The sequence below is a fragment of the Ruegeria sp. AB11 genome, assembly GCF_056536325.1.
In genome coordinates this window covers 2,982,761-2,998,143 of record NZ_JBQFJO010000001.1, presented here as the reverse complement: position 1 = coordinate 2,998,143, position 15,383 = coordinate 2,982,761, and the positions used below count along the sequence as shown (strand labels likewise).

Annotated in this window: 17 protein-coding genes and 1 riboswitch; of the genes, 7 read left to right on the top strand and 10 right to left on the bottom strand. The window is 58.3% G+C overall.

The features are described from left to right. The first annotated feature begins 34 nt into the window (after positions 1-34). The 4 genes from hflK to ACR3EJ_RS14975 all read left to right on the top strand — a co-directional run bounded on the left by hflK (position 35) and on the right by ACR3EJ_RS14975 (position 3,892). Positions 35-1,177, top strand: coding sequence for an FtsH protease activity modulator HflK (hflK, locus tag ACR3EJ_RS14990; protein WP_170538986.1), 1,143 nt, complete (start codon positions 35-37; stop codon positions 1,175-1,177). Beyond that, on the top strand, positions 1,177-2,073 hold the full coding sequence (hflC, locus tag ACR3EJ_RS14985) for a protease modulator HflC (protein ID WP_010439217.1): 897 nt from the start codon (positions 1,177-1,179) through the stop codon (positions 2,071-2,073). The genes hflK and hflC overlap by 1 nt, the downstream gene beginning before the upstream one ends. Continuing rightward, the gene (locus ACR3EJ_RS14980) at positions 2,073-2,267 is read left to right on the top strand and encodes a DUF2065 domain-containing protein (protein WP_010439218.1); all 195 of its coding nucleotides are present in this window, start codon (positions 2,073-2,075) and stop codon (positions 2,265-2,267) included. The genes hflC and ACR3EJ_RS14980 overlap by 1 nt, the downstream gene beginning before the upstream one ends. A gap of 176 nt (positions 2,268-2,443) precedes the next feature. Further along, positions 2,444-3,892, top strand: a complete 1,449-nt coding sequence (locus ACR3EJ_RS14975; RefSeq protein ID WP_480423350.1) for a Do family serine endopeptidase — start codon at positions 2,444-2,446, stop codon at positions 3,890-3,892. Positions 3,893-4,124: 232 nt separating this feature from the next. On the opposite strand, the gene ACR3EJ_RS14970 is transcribed toward ACR3EJ_RS14975, so the two are convergent. From ACR3EJ_RS14970 to ACR3EJ_RS14950, 5 genes are all read right to left on the bottom strand, one after another. Beyond that, on the bottom strand, positions 4,125-4,793 hold the full coding sequence (locus ACR3EJ_RS14970; protein ID WP_170538990.1) for a Crp/Fnr family transcriptional regulator: 669 nt from the start codon (positions 4,791-4,793) through the stop codon (positions 4,125-4,127). A gap of 111 nt (positions 4,794-4,904) precedes the next feature. Further along, positions 4,905-5,507: an inner membrane-spanning protein YciB gene (locus ACR3EJ_RS14965; protein ID WP_170538992.1), complete on the bottom strand. Its 603-nt coding sequence runs from the start codon at positions 5,505-5,507 to the stop codon at positions 4,905-4,907. A gap of 16 nt (positions 5,508-5,523) precedes the next feature. Next, positions 5,524-6,426 (bottom strand): EamA family transporter, encoded by a 903-nt coding sequence (locus tag ACR3EJ_RS14960; protein WP_170538994.1) that lies wholly within the window; start codon positions 6,424-6,426, stop codon positions 5,524-5,526. A gap of 88 nt (positions 6,427-6,514) precedes the next feature. Further along, positions 6,515-7,654 carry a signal recognition particle-docking protein FtsY gene (gene ftsY / locus ACR3EJ_RS14955; protein WP_170538996.1) on the bottom strand — a complete coding sequence of 380 codons (1,140 nt, stop codon included), beginning with the start codon at positions 7,652-7,654 and terminating at the stop codon, positions 6,515-6,517. A gap of 58 nt (positions 7,655-7,712) precedes the next feature. Further along, complete coding sequence (locus ACR3EJ_RS14950; RefSeq protein WP_010439232.1) at positions 7,713-8,351, bottom strand: lysoplasmalogenase; 639 nt, start codon at positions 8,349-8,351, stop codon at positions 7,713-7,715. 141 nt (positions 8,352-8,492) lie between these two features. On the opposite strand from ACR3EJ_RS14950, the gene ACR3EJ_RS14945 reads away from it, so the two are divergent. Beyond that, positions 8,493-8,888, top strand: a complete 396-nt coding sequence (locus tag ACR3EJ_RS14945; protein WP_260025401.1) for a hypothetical protein — start codon at positions 8,493-8,495, stop codon at positions 8,886-8,888. Positions 8,889-8,890: 2 nt separating this feature from the next. Here the strand turns inward: ACR3EJ_RS14945 and ACR3EJ_RS14940 are convergent, their stop codons facing one another. Together ACR3EJ_RS14940 and xseA are read right to left on the bottom strand one after the other, a co-directional pair. Continuing rightward, positions 8,891-9,538, bottom strand: a complete 648-nt coding sequence (locus tag ACR3EJ_RS14940) for a glutathione S-transferase family protein (RefSeq protein WP_170538999.1) — start codon at positions 9,536-9,538, stop codon at positions 8,891-8,893. A gap of 3 nt (positions 9,539-9,541) precedes the next feature. Beyond that, a complete protein-coding gene (xseA, locus tag ACR3EJ_RS14935) occupies positions 9,542-11,026 on the bottom strand; it encodes an exodeoxyribonuclease VII large subunit (protein ID WP_170539001.1) in 1,485 nt (494 codons plus the stop codon). A 74-nt stretch (positions 11,027-11,100) separates the two neighbouring features. Here xseA and purD point away from each other — a divergent pair, with 74 nt between their 5' ends. Beyond that, positions 11,101-12,363, top strand: coding sequence for a phosphoribosylamine--glycine ligase (gene purD / locus ACR3EJ_RS14930; protein ID WP_170539003.1), 1,263 nt, complete (start codon positions 11,101-11,103; stop codon positions 12,361-12,363). Between the two features lie 106 nt (positions 12,364-12,469). Here the strand turns inward: purD and ACR3EJ_RS14925 are convergent, their stop codons facing one another. After that, complete coding sequence (locus ACR3EJ_RS14925; protein WP_170539005.1) at positions 12,470-13,192, bottom strand: FG-GAP repeat domain-containing protein; 723 nt, start codon at positions 13,190-13,192, stop codon at positions 12,470-12,472. Continuing rightward, positions 13,192-13,515 (bottom strand): 2Fe-2S iron-sulfur cluster-binding protein, encoded by a 324-nt coding sequence (locus tag ACR3EJ_RS14920; protein WP_010439247.1) that lies wholly within the window; start codon positions 13,513-13,515, stop codon positions 13,192-13,194. The genes ACR3EJ_RS14925 and ACR3EJ_RS14920 overlap by 1 nt, the downstream gene beginning before the upstream one ends. Positions 13,516-14,018: 503 nt before the next feature. Between ACR3EJ_RS14920 and ACR3EJ_RS14915 the strand changes: the two genes are divergently transcribed. Then, a complete protein-coding gene (locus ACR3EJ_RS14915) occupies positions 14,019-14,282 on the top strand; it encodes a hypothetical protein (protein WP_170539008.1) in 264 nt (87 codons plus the stop codon). A gap of 141 nt (positions 14,283-14,423) precedes the next feature. On the opposite strand, the gene ACR3EJ_RS14910 is transcribed toward ACR3EJ_RS14915, so the two are convergent. Then, positions 14,424-15,113: a glutathione S-transferase N-terminal domain-containing protein gene (locus tag ACR3EJ_RS14910; protein WP_170539010.1), complete on the bottom strand. Its 690-nt coding sequence runs from the start codon at positions 15,111-15,113 to the stop codon at positions 14,424-14,426. A gap of 130 nt (positions 15,114-15,243) precedes the next feature. Continuing rightward, a riboswitch (SAM riboswitch) is annotated at positions 15,244-15,321 on the top strand. Positions 15,322-15,383 lie beyond the last annotated feature (62 nt).

Genomic DNA, 15,383 nt, shown 5'->3' with positions numbered 1-15,383 from the left:
GATCACACGGTCCAATATAAGGGAAAAGATACAAATGGCGGGCAACAGCGGCGGCCCCTGGGGGGGCGGAGGCTCATCTGGAGGCGGAGGAAATCGGGGTAACAACGGGGACGGGCGCAAGCCCCCCGAAGGCGACGGCCCGCAGATCCCCGAGATCGACGAGCTGATGAAAAAAGGCCAGGAGCAGCTGCGCGTCCTCATGGGCGGTCGCGGCGGCGGTGGCCGTGGGACCAATGGCAAAGGCGGCGGCGGTGGTCCGGCATTTACCAAGGGCACAATTGCAATTGGTGTGCTGGTGGCAGCAGGTCTTTGGGCTGCGGCAAGCTTCTACACCGTTAAGCCCGAAGAACAGTCTGTTGAGCTGTTTCTGGGCGAATTCTCGGCTGTTGGAAATCCAGGCCTGAATTTCGCGCCTTGGCCTCTTGTCACCGCAGAGGTGATTCCGGTCACCCGCGAACAAAACGAAGACATGGGTGGTGCCCGCGGCAGCGACGATGGTCTGATGCTGACCGGGGACGAAAATGTGGTCGATATCGACTATCAGGTCGTCTGGAACATTAACGACCCGGCCAAATATCTGTTTAACCTGCGCGATCCGCGGCAGACGATCCGTGCCGTTTCGGAATCGGCCATGCGTGAGATCATTGCGCAAAGCGAGCTGGCACCAATCCTGAACCGGGATCGTGGCATTATTGCCGACCGTTTGCAGGAACTGATTCAGGCGACAATGGACAGCTATGATTCAGGTGTGAACATCGTCCGTGTGAACTTCGACAAAGCCGACCCGCCGCAGGACGTGATTGCCGCGTTCCGTGATGTTCAGGCCGCCGCGCAGGAACGCGACCGGTTGCAGAACGTGGCGGATGCTTATGCCAACCGCGTTCTGGCCGAAGCGCGGGGTGAAGCCGCTCAGGTTCTGGAAGAGGCTGAGGCCTATCGTGCCCAACAGATCAACAGCGCAATGGGTGAGGCCAGTCGTTTCAGCGCGGTTTTGGAAGAGTACTCCAAAGCGCCGGATGTAACCCGCAAACGTCTGTACCTGGAGCGGATGGAGCAGGTTCTGGGCGATGTTGACAAGATCATTCTGGATGAAAACTCCACAGGATCAGGGCAGGGCGTCGTCCCGTATCTGCCGCTGAATGAACTGCGCCGTAGCCCTGCAGGGGAGAGCAACTAATGCGTAAATCGACAATCATTCTGCCGATCGTATTCGTCGCAATCGTCGGCATCCTGTCCTCGATCTTCATCGTGGATGAGCGCGAGCGCGCGCTGGTTCTGCAATTTGGCCGCGTTGTTGCAGTGAAGGAAGAGCCGGGCTTGGCGTTCAAAATCCCGTTGATTCAGGAAGTGGTGCGCTATGATGACCGCATCCTGTCGATCGATGTGCAGCCGCTGGAAGTTACGCCTTTGGACGATCGCCGTCTCGTGGTTGACGCCTTCGCGCGCTACCGGATTTCGGACCTGAACCAGTTCCGTCAGGCTGTCGGTGTCGGTGGCATCCCGGTTGCCGAGGATCGCCTTGACCGTATCCTGCGCGCTGAAACGCGTGAGGTTCTGGGTTCGGTATCGTCCCGTGATATTCTCAGCTCGGACCGTGCTGCGCTGATGCTGCGAATCCGCAACAGTGCGATTGCCGAAGCGCAGGCGCTGGGCGTTAACGTGATCGACGTGCGTCTGAAAGCCACCGATCTGCCGCAGGCGAACCTCGAAGCGACGTTTGACCGGATGAAGGCCGAACGTGAACGCGAAGCCACTGACGAACGTGCCCGTGGTAACGAGGCGGCGCAGCGTGTACGCGCGCAGGCCGACCGAACCGTGGTTGAACTGGTGTCCGACGCAAATCGCGAGGCTGAAATCATTCGCGGTGAAGCTGATGCCGAACGGAACTCGATCTTTGCCGAAGCTTATGGCGCAGACCCGGAATTCTTTGAATTCTATCGCTCGCTGACAGCTTACGAGAACGCCCTACAAGGCGGCAACAGTTCGTTGATCCTGAGCCCGGATTCAGAGTTCTTCAACTACCTTGCTTCGCCGACTGGACGTCGGGCGCCCGCCGCTGCGGCTTCCGAGTAATGGGTATGATCCTTCTGGCCTTTGGGCTGGTGTTGATCGTTGAGGGGCTGGCATATGCGCTGGCCCCTTCGCTTATTGAGCGCATGCTTGAGGCGCTGAGAACTCTGCCTGAACAGGCGCGGCGTTTGGCTGGATTGCTATGTGTCGTCAGCGGTTTGATCCTGTTGTGGGGCGCATATCAGGTCGGTTTTTGATGCGATGGTTTCACGCACCGGTGATTTCCCCGCGATCCCGAGTTGCGGGCTTGGCCAAACTGACTACATTGGTTGCTAAGAAGGGTGATCTTTGATTGCCCGCAAAAGAAGTGTCGACAAGGAGACCCCAAGTGCAGGCGAAAGCGCGCAGTGTGTCCGTCCGGCGGGACGATGTTATGGTAATGATGCGGCTTATGTGGCTGGCCTTTTTGGGGATGCTGCTGGTTCTTGCACAGTCAGTGGCCGCGCAGTCGCGCGGTGACAGTCTGGCACCGCTTGCTGAAAAGATCAGCCCCGCGGTGGTCAATATTACCACCTCGACCCTGATCGAAGGTCAGACCGGTCCGCAGGGGATCGTGCCCGAAGGCTCTCCGTTCGAGGATTTTTTCCGCGAGTTTCAGGACCGCAATGGCGGGGATGACGAAAACCGCCCGCGCCGCAGCAACGCGCTGGGCTCGGGGTTCGTGATTTCGGAAGACGGGTATATCGTCACCAACAACCACGTCATCGCCGAAGCCGATGAAATTCTAGTCGAGTTCTTTCCTGGTGATGGTCAGCCTGCAGAAGAGCTGGTTGCTAAGGTGATCGGCAGGGACGAAAAAACCGATATCGCGCTGCTGAAGGTCGAAGCCGAAGGGCCGTTGAAATATGTCCAATTCGGAGACAGCGATACAGCGCGCGTCGGGGATTGGGTGATTGCGATGGGCAATCCGCTTGGGCAGGGATTTTCGGTCTCGGCCGGGATCGTGTCGGCGCGAAACCGGGCGCTGAGCGGGTCGTATGACGACTATATCCAGACAGACGCGGCGATCAACCGCGGGAACTCGGGCGGTCCGTTGTTCAACATGAATGGCGAAGTGATCGGTGTGAACACAGCGATCCTGTCGCCCAATGGCGGCTCGATCGGGATCGGGTTCTCGATGGCCTCGAACGTGGTGATCAAGGTTGTCGATCAGTTGCGCGAGTTTGGTGAAACCCGCCGCGGCTGGCTGGGCGTGCGCATTCAGGACGTGACCGAGGATATGGCCGAGGCAATGGGTCTGGACAAACCCGGCGGCGCGCTGATCAGCGATGTGCCCGAAGGTCCCGCGAAGGAAGCCGGACTGCTGGCCGGAGATGTGATCATCAGTTTTGATGGTGTCGAGGTCGAAGATACGCGCGGCCTTGTGCGGCAGGTGGGTGAGACCACCGTGGGCAAATCGGTACGCGTAGTCGTGCACCGCGATGGCGGCACTCAGACCGTGTTGGTAACTCTTGGCCGCCGCGAGGATGCCGAGCGCGCTGAGGAAGGTGGTGAGCCAGAAGCCGAAGCGCCCACCGAAGAGGACAAGAATATTCTTGGCCTGACCATCGCTCCGTTGGGCGACAGCCAGCGCGAGGAATTGGGGCTGGACGCCGATGCCGAGGGCCTGTTGGTCACCAATGTGGATGAAGCTTCGGAAGCCTTTGAGAAAGGCCTGCGCACCGGCGATCTGATCACCGAGGCGGGGCAGCAAAAGGTGACTTCAATTGCTGATCTTGAGGCCCGCATGGAAGAGGCGCGAGAGGCTGGGCGCAAATCGCTGTTGCTGTTGGTACGGCGTGGGGGAGAGCCTCGCTTTGTGGCGCTGAGCCTGGCACCGTAAACAGCATTCCAATCAAAATTTATGAACGCCGGGTGAATATCCCGGCCTTTCTTCATTTATTCATACTTTGTTAAGAAAGAAGCCATATGCCGGGGAAGGCATATGGCTCTTGTACAGGGAGAGGTCGGTGGACAGATATCGGGGATGATAAAACCGACCTCCTACGGTAACAGGATTGACCTTAGGGCAATCTTGATGCCGCGTATGTGAAGCGGATCACATCCGTGCAAATTTAGATCAGATCAGATTCGGCAAGTTGCCGTAGTGCGTCGAAATCGTGGATTTGCAGACCTCCACGCGAGGCTTCGACCACATTGTCGCGTTTCCAAGTCGATATGGTTTTTGACACCGCTTCACGCGTTGCACCGACGAATTCAGCCAGCTCGCTTTGTGACAGCGTGATCCGAGCCGTCGGTTTGTCTTGTTGACCTGCCAAATGCAACAGCTTGCGCGCCAGTCTGATCGGCATTGGCAGGAACACCTGCTCGTTCAACTGATCGCCCATCCAACGCATGCGCACACCCGCGAGGCGGATCAAGTCGACCGCGAGATCGGGGTTCTTTCGGATCTGTTCCATGACATCCTTGTGACGAACGCGAAGGACTTTGGCAGGCTCTGCTGCGGTGACAGTGGCGGTCCGGGGACCGCTGTCGAACAGAGCAATCTCGCCGAACACTTCGCCAGCGCGCATCAGCCTAAGCGACAGTTTACGTCCACTCATGGCCAAAAAGGATACCTCGAGCTTGCCGGACAGGATTGCATAAAGGGCTTCTCCTGGGTCGCCTTGTTCGAACAGTACATCGCCCCGGTCGAGCGTCAATTCTGTGGCCTGGGCCGCCAGCATTGTGCGCAGCTCTTCAGAGGCTTCGGATAGGAATCCGCTATTGGGGAAAGCCATCATGCGGGCGATTGTCTCCGGAGTTGAGTGGTGCGGGTGGTGCCCCAGCTTTCCACAGCTTGCGTTCTAAGCCAAGAAAATTCATCAGATATTAACGCTGAGTGATCCGACCGGTTACTGATCCGGGTCATCCATATAGCGTTGTAGCATGCTGAACTGCATCATCAGGAACGCCATCAGCGCGATGGGAAAGCCGAAGGTTTCGATCTTGACCCAAAGGTCGGTCGACATTGTTCTCCAGACAAGTTCATTGGCGACCGCAAGCACCGCAAAACAGGCACACAGTCGGCGCGTCAGGATCATCCAGCCTTCGTCACGCATGGGCAGCATTTCGTCCAGAACGTAAGCCAGGTAGGACTTTCCATGCAAAAGACCGATCCCAAGGATCGCAGAAAAGAAGCCATAGACCAGCGTGGTTTTCATCTTGAAGAACCGCTCGTCATTGAACCAGGCGGTAAGGCCACCGAAGAAAATCACCATGAACGCAGTGAAAATCTGCATGCGGCTGAGCTTGCCGGTCAGGTACCAGAGGATGCCCATGGCTGCCAGCATCAGAGGCACAAACAGGATGGTGGCGACGATAAAGCCCGAATACTCGGTGCCGCCGATCACGAAATTGTCATCACGCAGGCGCAGGTAGATGAAAAAGAAGGCAAGCGGAGGCCCAAGTTCCAGTACCTGTTTGAGGAAAGGGTTGATGTCTTTTTTCTCTGCCATGATTCCAACCTACTGCTTACCCGCCCATTTCAACTATTACGGCGCCGAGTGCAATCAATGCCATTAACGCAATGCGCCTGGGGCCGACGGTTTCTTTTAGCACCAGCCACCCGATGAGCGCGGCGAAGACGGTTGAGGTTTCGCGCAGGACGGCGGCTTCTCCGACCTTGTCGAGCCGCGTGGCCAACATGACCGCACCAAAAGACAGCGGTGCGACGATACCGCCGACAAAACCGCGTAGCATCAGAGGGCCGAGTGCTGGTCGGTGAATCATGGCACGGTATCGAAGCGCGGCGTAAATCGGCATGGCGGCTCCGTCGATCATGAAGAACCACGCGAGGAAGGTAAACGGGTCGGCTGTAGCGCGTATGCCGTAGGCGTCATAGGTCGTATAGAGCGCGACAAAGAGGCCAGTGGCAAGCGCCAGTAACAGCGCGATATGTAGCGTGTCACGATTGGTCTCAAGATAGCGCAGGTTATAGGCGGCGAGTCCGAAGATACCTGCCAGCAAAGTGGCCACACCCAGCCATTGAACACCTGTGAACGTCTCGCCAAACAGAATATAGGCCCCGATTACGGTAAAGAGCGGACCAGTGCCACGCACGACCGGATAGACAACCGTATAGGAGCCTTTGGAATAGGCCATCGCCTGCAGGACCTTGTAGCCGATATGGATCACCCAAACGACGCCAAAGATGGGCCACATATATGGTTCGGGCCATGGGACGACGAAAAAAGCGAAGGGCATCGCCATAAGGCAATAGCAGGCATCGATCGCCCCACGCGACATCCACGGGTCATGGCGCCCCTTTTGCAGCGCGCCGAAGACTGCATGCAGGAAGGCCGCCATGAGCGCGAGGGCGAGGGCGAGGTGGTGGCCTGCTTCGGTGCCTTCGAGGGAGATTAGCCAGTCGCTCAAATCGGGGCTTTCGCTTGGGCGGAGAGAGTGGCTGGCTGTCTGCCCCCCACGCCCCCCGAAGGTATTATTGGCCAGATGAAGGGGCGGATCAGGTTTGCAGGCCGGTGAGGGCGGCGGCGAATTCTTCGGGGTCGAAGGGGGCGAGGTCGTCAATCTGCTCACCGACGCCAATCGCGTGGATCGGCAGACCGAACTTGTCGGCGAGGGCGACCAATACGCCGCCTTTGGCTGTGCCATCGAGCTTGGTCATCACGAGGCCCGAGACATCGGCGAGGTTGCGGAAGGTTTCGACCTGGCTAAGGGCGTTCTGGCCGGTGGTGGCGTCCAGTACCAGCAGGGTGTTGTGCGGGGCCGTGTCGTCGACCTTGCGGATGACGCGGACGATCTTGGCCAGTTCCTCCATCAGGTCAGCGCGGTTTTGCAGGCGGCCTGCTGTATCAATCATCAGAAGGTCGGCACCTTCGTTTTGCGCTTTGGTCAGGGCATCGAAGGCCAGCGAAGCGGGGTCGGAGCCTTCGGGGGCGGTCAGAACCGGCACACCTGCGCGGTCTCCCCAGACCTGCAACTGCTCGACGGCGGCGGCGCGGAAGGTGTCTCCGGCGGCGATGACGACCTTTTTGCCTGCGGCTTTGAACTGGCTGGCGAGCTTGCCGATGGTCGTGGTTTTGCCCGAGCCGTTCACGCCTACGACCAACACCACTTGTGGGCGCTTGGGGTAGATTGGCATTGGTTTGGCCACAGGGTCCATCACACGCGCGACTTCCTGCGCCAGCAGCTGTTTGATTTCCTGGGTCGAGAGTTTGCGGCCAAAGCGCCCCTCTGCCATGTTGGACGTAACGCGCAGGGCGGTGTCGACGCCCATGTCCGAGGCGATCAGAAGCTCTTCGAGCTGTTCCAGCATGTCGTCGTCCAACGTGCGGCGGACGACGGTCTTGGATTCATTTCGGCCGAAAAGGCGACCCAACAAACCCTTGGATTCTGGAACCTCTGGGGGTGGAGGCGCCGGTGTAGGATCAGTTGGGATCGGAGCAGGGGGCTCGACCGGTTGCGGCGCGGGCGTGGGTTCCGGAACTTCGGGAACCGGTTGCGGTTCGGGCTCTGGTTCAGGGATTACCGGATCAGGATTTGGGGTTTCCTCGCCGCCATCCTCGACAATCGCATCCAGCCCCTCTTCGAGGCGCGATGAGGATTTGAACAGCTTGTCCTTGAGCTTTGAGAAAAACGCCATTTTTGGTCTCCGCAGGTGTTCCCCTCACCTAATGCGGATTGAAGGCAGTTGCAAAGGGTCAGGTGAAGGTGATCAGAAACCCGGCCTGCGCCCCCCAATAGAGCGGCCAGACCAGATAGGGAGTAAGCTTCAGGGCCGGGTGCTTGGCGGGCAGCAGAAACTTTTCAGTCGCAAGGGTCAGGTCCGAGGCGATGAAGGCCATAGCGGCGGGCAAGGCCCAGCGTAATACACCAGTATCAGGAAGGGACAGAACGGTTATGCCCATGCCCAGGATGATCGGGATATAGGCGAGGACGGGGATCTTGAGGTCTCCGGCGCGGGGGGCGAGCAGCGTGGCCATAACGATGCCAAGAATGATCAGGGACCAGAAGGTCGCGGGGTGGTCGAAGATCAGTTCCAGGTTGCTATCGGGATGGGTCAGGAACAGAGCAATATAAGCCAGATGGCCAGCCGCAAATGTGCCGATGCCTGCCATGAATGTGCTGTCGGTTTCGCGTGACAGAAGGGCATCCCCGATGGCGCAGAGGGTGAGCGCAAGGATCAGAAGCCATGGTGCATTTGCCAGTAGGGCGATTCCGGCCAGCAGGGCGACCGACGCTGTTTTCAGCGTGCTGCGCAGGGCGCTGGCAGGGCGCGGGGTTAGTGGCAGGTAGGCCAGCGCGCAGGCCCCCGCGATCCAAAACAGAAGTGTCGTCATGGTGCATCCCCGATGTTTTTGAGGCAATCATCGCCATGATCACCGCGGTGCATCAAGGCGTGACGTTGAGTTATCTTGCCGATTTGGCAGAGCCGGAAAGGTTGAATGGCACTCGGTGGCAGCATCTGACAGACTGAAGACATGTTCAGAGCTATTATGATTCTGCTGACCTTCGTGGCGCATTCCGTTGTAGCGCAGTCGCCTCTGACTGCGACTGAGTTCGATGCGTATACCCGTGGGAAGACGTTGTTTTACGGGTTCGGTGGGCAAGCCTATGGGGTCGAGCGGTATCTTCCTAATCGTCGTGTGATCTGGTCATTTCTGGATGGCAAATGCATGGAAGGGGTCTGGTACGAGCAGGAAGATCAGATCTGCTTTATCTATGAGGATCAGCTGGCGCCGCAATGCTGGGTGTTCACGGAGTTCGGCGGCGGGCTGATCGCGCAATTCGAAGGTGATCCGACTGCGACGGAGCTGTACGAGGCCGAGGATATTGGCGAAGAGATGCTGTGTTACGGGCCGGATGTCGGGGTATGATGTCAAGCGTCGGGTGGCCTTAGCTCTTCGTAGCCAATCATGATATGTCTTTTATACGCAGGTCTTTCGGTTAACGTGTCGTAGTATCTGCTAAGATGCGGGAGCGTCGCGCGGTCTATTTCGATATCGTAGTAGCGGTAGAGCACGTGGCCGAGTTGGATATCGGCCAATGTGAACGTATCGCCCGCCAGATAGGGTGAGTCGGCAAGCAGAGTATCCGCTATGGTGAGCTTGATCTCCAGATCGATGACAGCCTGTCGGATTGTCTGATCGTCCCGCTGTTTTGCAGGGGTGCGAACCACTTGCCAGAATACCGGGGCGGTAAACGCCATTGCGACGTTTAGTTTCGCCCATTCCGCCCATTTGTCGATCTGTGCGCGCTGAATGGGATCTGATGGCCAGAAAGTTTCGTTCCCATATCTGGTAGCAAGATACCGCAGGATGGCACCGGTCTCCCAGAGCGGTGCGCCGTCACCATCTCTTAGAACCGGAATGGTTCGGTTTGGGTTCAGTGCCTGAAACGCCGCGCTGTCCAATCCGCCAAAGCGATGACCCAGATCGTGGCGCTGGTACTCCAGATCGAGTTCGCCGACACACCACATGAGCGCCTGAACATTGGATGATGTTTTACGGCCCCAGATCGTCAGCATGGATCAGAACAACGATCCCTGATCAGGCGGTGCCTGTTTGGTTTTTTTGGTCGATGCTTTGCCCTGTGTTCCGGTTTGGAGGCGACCATCGGCGAACTCGATCTCAAGTGCCGTGTGACCGGCGGCCTGTGCTTTGGTTGTGATGACTTCCCCGTCGGCGCGCACGACGGCGTAGCCACGCCCGAGCGTCGCCTTGTAGCTCAGCGTTTCGCGCAGGCGGTCAGTGGCCTCCATTTGCTGGCGCAGGCGATCAAGCCTTGTGGTCTGCGCTGTGTTCAGGCGGTCAGTCAGACGGTTCAGGGTCTCGCGTCGCGTCTCCAGTTCTCGCTGGATCGGGCGCAGAGACAAGCGCGAAGACAGATTGCGCCAGCGATCGCGGCGGGTTTCCACGAAACTGCGCAGGGTCGAGGGGCGCAGACGCGCCGCGCTGTCCAGCAGCTTGACGCGGCGGTTCTGAACTCCCCGGATCAGCGCGTTGGGCAGGCGCTCGGATATTTGGTCGAGCCTTTGGCGCGGGCTTTCCAGCAGCGTATCGGGGCGCGGCAGGGCGCGGGACAGGTCGCGCAGCCGCTGGCTGCGTCGTTGCACGGCGTCCGTTGCCGCGCGTGACAGGCGGGCCCCTTGTTCTCCGGTCCAAGCCAGCAGTTCCATGCGGACCGGTACGGCAAGTTCGGCAGCGGCGGTTGGCGTGGGCGCGCGGCGGTCCGAGACATAGTCGATCAGGGTGGTGTCGGTCTCGTGCCCCACGGCCGAGATCAAAGGGATTTCTGAGGCGGCAGTCGCGCGTGCTACGCTTTCTTCGTTGAAGCCCCAGAGGTCCTCGATTGATCCGCCCCCGCGCGCGACGATAATCAGGTCGGGTCGCGGGAGGGCCCCGCCCGGTGTGAGTTGATTGAAGCCTTCGATGGCGCGGGTCACTTCAGGGGCGCAGTTTGCCCCCTGAACCGCGACGGGCCAGATCAGAACTTTGCGCGGGAAACGATCGCGCAGCCGATGCAAGATGTCTCGGATCACCGCACCGGAGGGCGAAGTGACGACGCCGATGATTTGCGGCAGGTAGGGCAGCGGTTTCTTGCGTTCGGGCGCAAACAGGCCTTCGGCTTCGAGCTGTTTCTTGCGCTTTTCCAGCAATGCCATTAGTGCGCCTTGGCCGGCGACGGCGACCTCATCGACGTTCAGATTGTATTTCGACTGGGCTCCGAAAGCTGTGAGACGTCCGGTGACGACAACTTCAAGACCTTCCTCGGGAACAACCGACAAACCTGATATCTGCCCTTTCCACGTGGTGCAGGCCAGAACATTCCGGTCGTCCTTAATGTCGTAATAGAGATGCCCTGAGCGCGCCTTGAACACCCGCCCAACCTCGCCGCGTACACGGATTCGGCCAAACGTGCCTTCGAGCGTGCGCTTCACCTCACCCGAGATGTCCGAGACGGTGTATTCGGGGGTGTTTTGGCCCGGAAACGGGTCATCAAGCAGGTCGGACATTTCAGCGCCTTGTGTCAAATCTCTGCGCAGCTTAGAACGCCGCGCAGGCAAGGCCAAGCAGATCGGAGCGTTTCATGAATATCCTCATTCTCGGCAGCGGCGGGCGCGAACACAGCCTTGCCTGGGCGGTGATGCAGAACCCTAAATGTGATCGCCTGATTGTGGCGCCGGGTAACGCCGGGATCGCGCAGATCGCAGATTGTGCTGCGCTGGATATCGAGAATGGTGGGGCAGTCGTCAGTTTTGCCGAAGAAAACGCGATTGATTTCGTAATTGTCGGCCCTGAGGCTCCTTTGGCGGCGGGGGTTGCTGATCGGTTGCGTGAAGCAGGCGTTCTGGTCTTTGGTCCGTCAGCCGAAGCGGCACGGTTGGAGGCCTCAAAAAGTTTCACCAAGGAAATCTGTGACGCATCTGGCGCGCCGACAGCGGGCTATGCCCGGTTCACGGAAGCAGAACCAGCCAAGGCTTATATCCGCGCGCAGGGTGCCCCGATCGTGGTCAAGGCCGATGGTCTGGCTGCCGGGAAGGGCGTGATCGTTGCAATGGATGAGCAAACCGCGCTGGACGCCATTGATGACATGTTCGGCGGTGCCTTCGGTGGCGCGGGGGCTGAAGTTGTGATCGAAGAATTCATGGAGGGCGAGGAGGCTTCGCTTTTCGTTCTCTGTGATGGTGAGGATATCCTGTCGATTGGCACGGCTCAGGATCACAAGCGTGTGGGCGAGGGGGATACCGGACTGAACACCGGCGGCATGGGTGCGTATTCTCCGGCCCCGGTTTTGAGTGCCGAGATTGAGGCCCGTGCGATGGATCAGATCGTGCGCCCAACCGTGGCTGAGATGATGCGGCGGGGGACGCCATTTCAGGGTGTGCTTTATGCAGGGCTGATGATCAAGGATGGTCAGCCCAAGCTGGTGGAATACAACGTGCGTTTTGGCGATCCGGAATGTCAGGTATTGATGATGCGGCTGGGCGCGCAGGCGATGGATCTTATGCACGCTGCGGCCGAAGGGCGGCTGGGTGAGACGCGCGTGAACTGGGCCGAGGACCACGCGATCACCGTCGTGATGGCCGCAAAAGGATATCCCGGCACCTACGAGAAAGGCACTGCAATCAAGGGATTGGAGGACCTGCCCGAGGACAGCCGGAACATGGTCTTCCATGCGGGTACTAAGGTGGCTGAGGGACAGGTTCAGGCAACAGGCGGTCGGGTTCTTAACGTGACCGCACGCGGGGAAACACTGCAAGAGGCGCGGGACCGGGCTTATGCGATGGTAGAAGGCGTGGATTGGCCCGAAGGCTTCTATCGCCGTGATATCGGTTGGCGCGCACTGTGATCTGATTGCCGGGCTATGCCCGACTTCATTGATTGCGAGTAGGGGGCATTGCCCACTCGGCCTTTGGCCTCACCCCCAGGATATTTGTGGCCAGATGAAAACGGGATCAGCACTTTAGCGCTGCGGTCAAGTCATCGCGTTTATTGAGCGGGCCGAGATCAGCGGTTTGCCAGCCGTTTTGGTATGAGACGCTGATGATGCGCGTCCAGTTCGCGTTTGCAACGATTAACTCTGGGGCACCGTCGCATTGACGTAGGCCGCCCGAGATGAAGTCCTCTCCGATTTTGTGATTGGTGAGGCTGGGGATCGACTGGATTTCGGTCAGGACGCCGTTTTCAAAGCGCCAGATGCGCAGGGTTTTAGCGAGGTGTGGGCGGTCGACATAGGCGATCTCGATATTGCCGTCACCATCGAGGTCGGCGGCACCGATAGGGGCAAGCCAGCGATTCCGGGTTCCGATATAGGGGGTGGCGGCGATCAGACCGCCGCCGTTGTAGATTGCGAGCCGGGCACCTTTGTCACGATGGCTTTCAACCACTAGCGCTTCGCGACGGCCGTCATTGTCTATGTCGACAAGACGCGGCTTAATATCTTCAAAGACCCGTTCCTTGGGCAGGCGGATTGTGTATCGCACCGAATTGGGTGCGTATTGCAATACAAGCGCGCCATATTCGATCTGATCACCGAGCACGCCGTGCGGGTATCGAGCGGTGGGTTCGGCGTATTCCGCCGATTCCAATGGCTCATACTGCCATGGTTGCTGTGACTGAGCTTTGATCGGACAAATCCCCAGCGCGATTGCTAGGGCCATGACCGACCAGGAAGGCATCAGATTTGTTTTTCGGGCATCTGGACAACCAGCCCGTCCAGCGCATCGGTGACCTTGATCTGGCAGGTCAGGCGCGAGCGCTCAGTGTCGGGCTCATAGGCAAAGTCCAGCATGTCTTCTTCCATGTCGTCCTTGGCTGGGATTTTCTCGACCCAGTCAGGGTGAACATAGACATGGCAGGTCGAGCAGGCGCAGGCGCCACCGCAATCGGCCTCGATGCCGGGGATATTGTTGTCACGGGCCCCTTCCATGACTGTCAGTCCGTTGGCGACCTCGACTGTATGTTCGGTACCGCCATGCTCGACATAGGTGATCTTTGCCATTGCGTGCGTCTTCCTTTTGCGATGTTCGAATTCTTCCTTAGTGAAGCGAGTTAAGTCTTTCCAGTGGGAATTGCGACTCTGCATGTCGCGCGTGGAGATTCGCTACATTTATTCCGGGTTCTGTCCGAGTTACGAGAATTCGAGGCACTGCAAGTTCAAGACAATGAACAGGGCGCAAATTTGATGGACAATCCAGCGGCAGGCGAAGAGGAGCAGGTAGCCGCAAATCTCCAAAGAGCGTTGGAAGTGGCGGGCGGATTGGCGCTCAAAACTGCCGTTGGGATGAGGACGGCTTAGGTGTTATAGAACTTCGAATGCGCTAAACCCTTTTTGCGGCGCTGAGCCAATATTGGTCCGCTAGCGCAGCTGGCGCGTATCTTTTGTACTACCACTCACGGCGGCTCGCGTTGTCGGCCCATACCTCTACCTATCGGCAGCGCGGGTCCCAGATACGCCCATGCGTTTCCCGTGGGCTCTAGTGGTTTCTGTATGGGAGTAGAAACATGACTAATGTATCGAATGTTAAATCGACGTGGGATTCAGTAATGAATGAAACTAAGAATCCTTTGAAAAATCAGTCCCTTCCCACTGCCCATTTGCTTATGCAAATGCTGGCCTGGATGTGGAGTGCTATCTTTTCGCTCATGGTAGGCAGCTATTTTGTTATTGGCGTAACGGCTGCAGCTCACACAATGCTAATAGCCGGTCTTTTCATAACCTTGCTGGTGTTCCAAAAGTCTGAAGCAGCTAGTCCTGATCTACAGTAAACCGCAAGGCTCATGCCATACCCGGATTGGGGTGCAGCTTGGTGGCGTTTTGCGCTGTCAACGGAAAGGCGCAAAACTTCCTTCTTCGTTCTGAGCTCTTTTGCCAGACTTTGGTTTCAAAGCGGCCGCAGTCAATAAAGCTTATCGTTTGAACAAAACGCCCTGAGCTGACCTGTCCCGATGATCCCCCCTTAGCTCGGCATGCAGCGCGCGACCTGCCTGAACGCCGGCGCGGACGCTCATCATATCAAGCCAGCGGCTGAAGTGCGGTTTGTCCTCCAGTACCTGCTGCTGACCCTCCCACAAGCTCGCCCAGCCCCAGATCGACATGTCGGCGATCGAGTAGAAATCGCCCGCAACAAATTCATTTTCGGCCAGACGCCGGTCCAGAACGCCGTATAGACGCCCGACCTCGGAGCGATAGCGGTCTTTTGGATAGGGCAGGTCTTGCGGCGGCTCCAGTTTCGGGGCGTATTTCAGGAAGTGATGCGCCTGTCCGGCCATGGGGCCGACGCCACCCATTTGCCACATCAGCCATTCTTCGACGGCGATCCGGTCACGCTCGGTTTTGCCGTAGAACCGCCCAGTCTTGCGGGCGAGGTACATCAGGATTGCACCGCTTTCAAAGACGGATACCGGTGCACCGTCAGGGCCGTCCGGGTCGACGATAGCAGGCATTCGGTTGTTGGGTGAGATCTTCAGGAATTCGGGATCGAACTGATCGCCCTTGCCGATGTTGATCAAGTGGGTTTCGTAGGGCAGCTCCATCTCTTCCAAAGCGATGGACACTTTCCAGCCGTTGGGCGTGGGCCAGAAATACAGATCGATCATAGGGCCTCCCTAGTTTGGGGCGATCATGAAGTTTTCTGCACAAACGGCAAGAGGGCGCTCAGCCGTGTTACGAAAGCGTGACCGGTGACCGGTCGGGCTTGACGTGTTCCGGGGCGGGGCGTAAAGGCATCTTCATTCATGTGGCGATTTGTTACCGGATTGCGGGCCACGTTAAACAACACCGCTAAAAGGTCAGGATGAAAGACCCCTTTCGCTTGGCCGCGTCTGGGGTTTTTTGTTTGCCTCCCAAGCGGGGCTGAAAGGAATGAG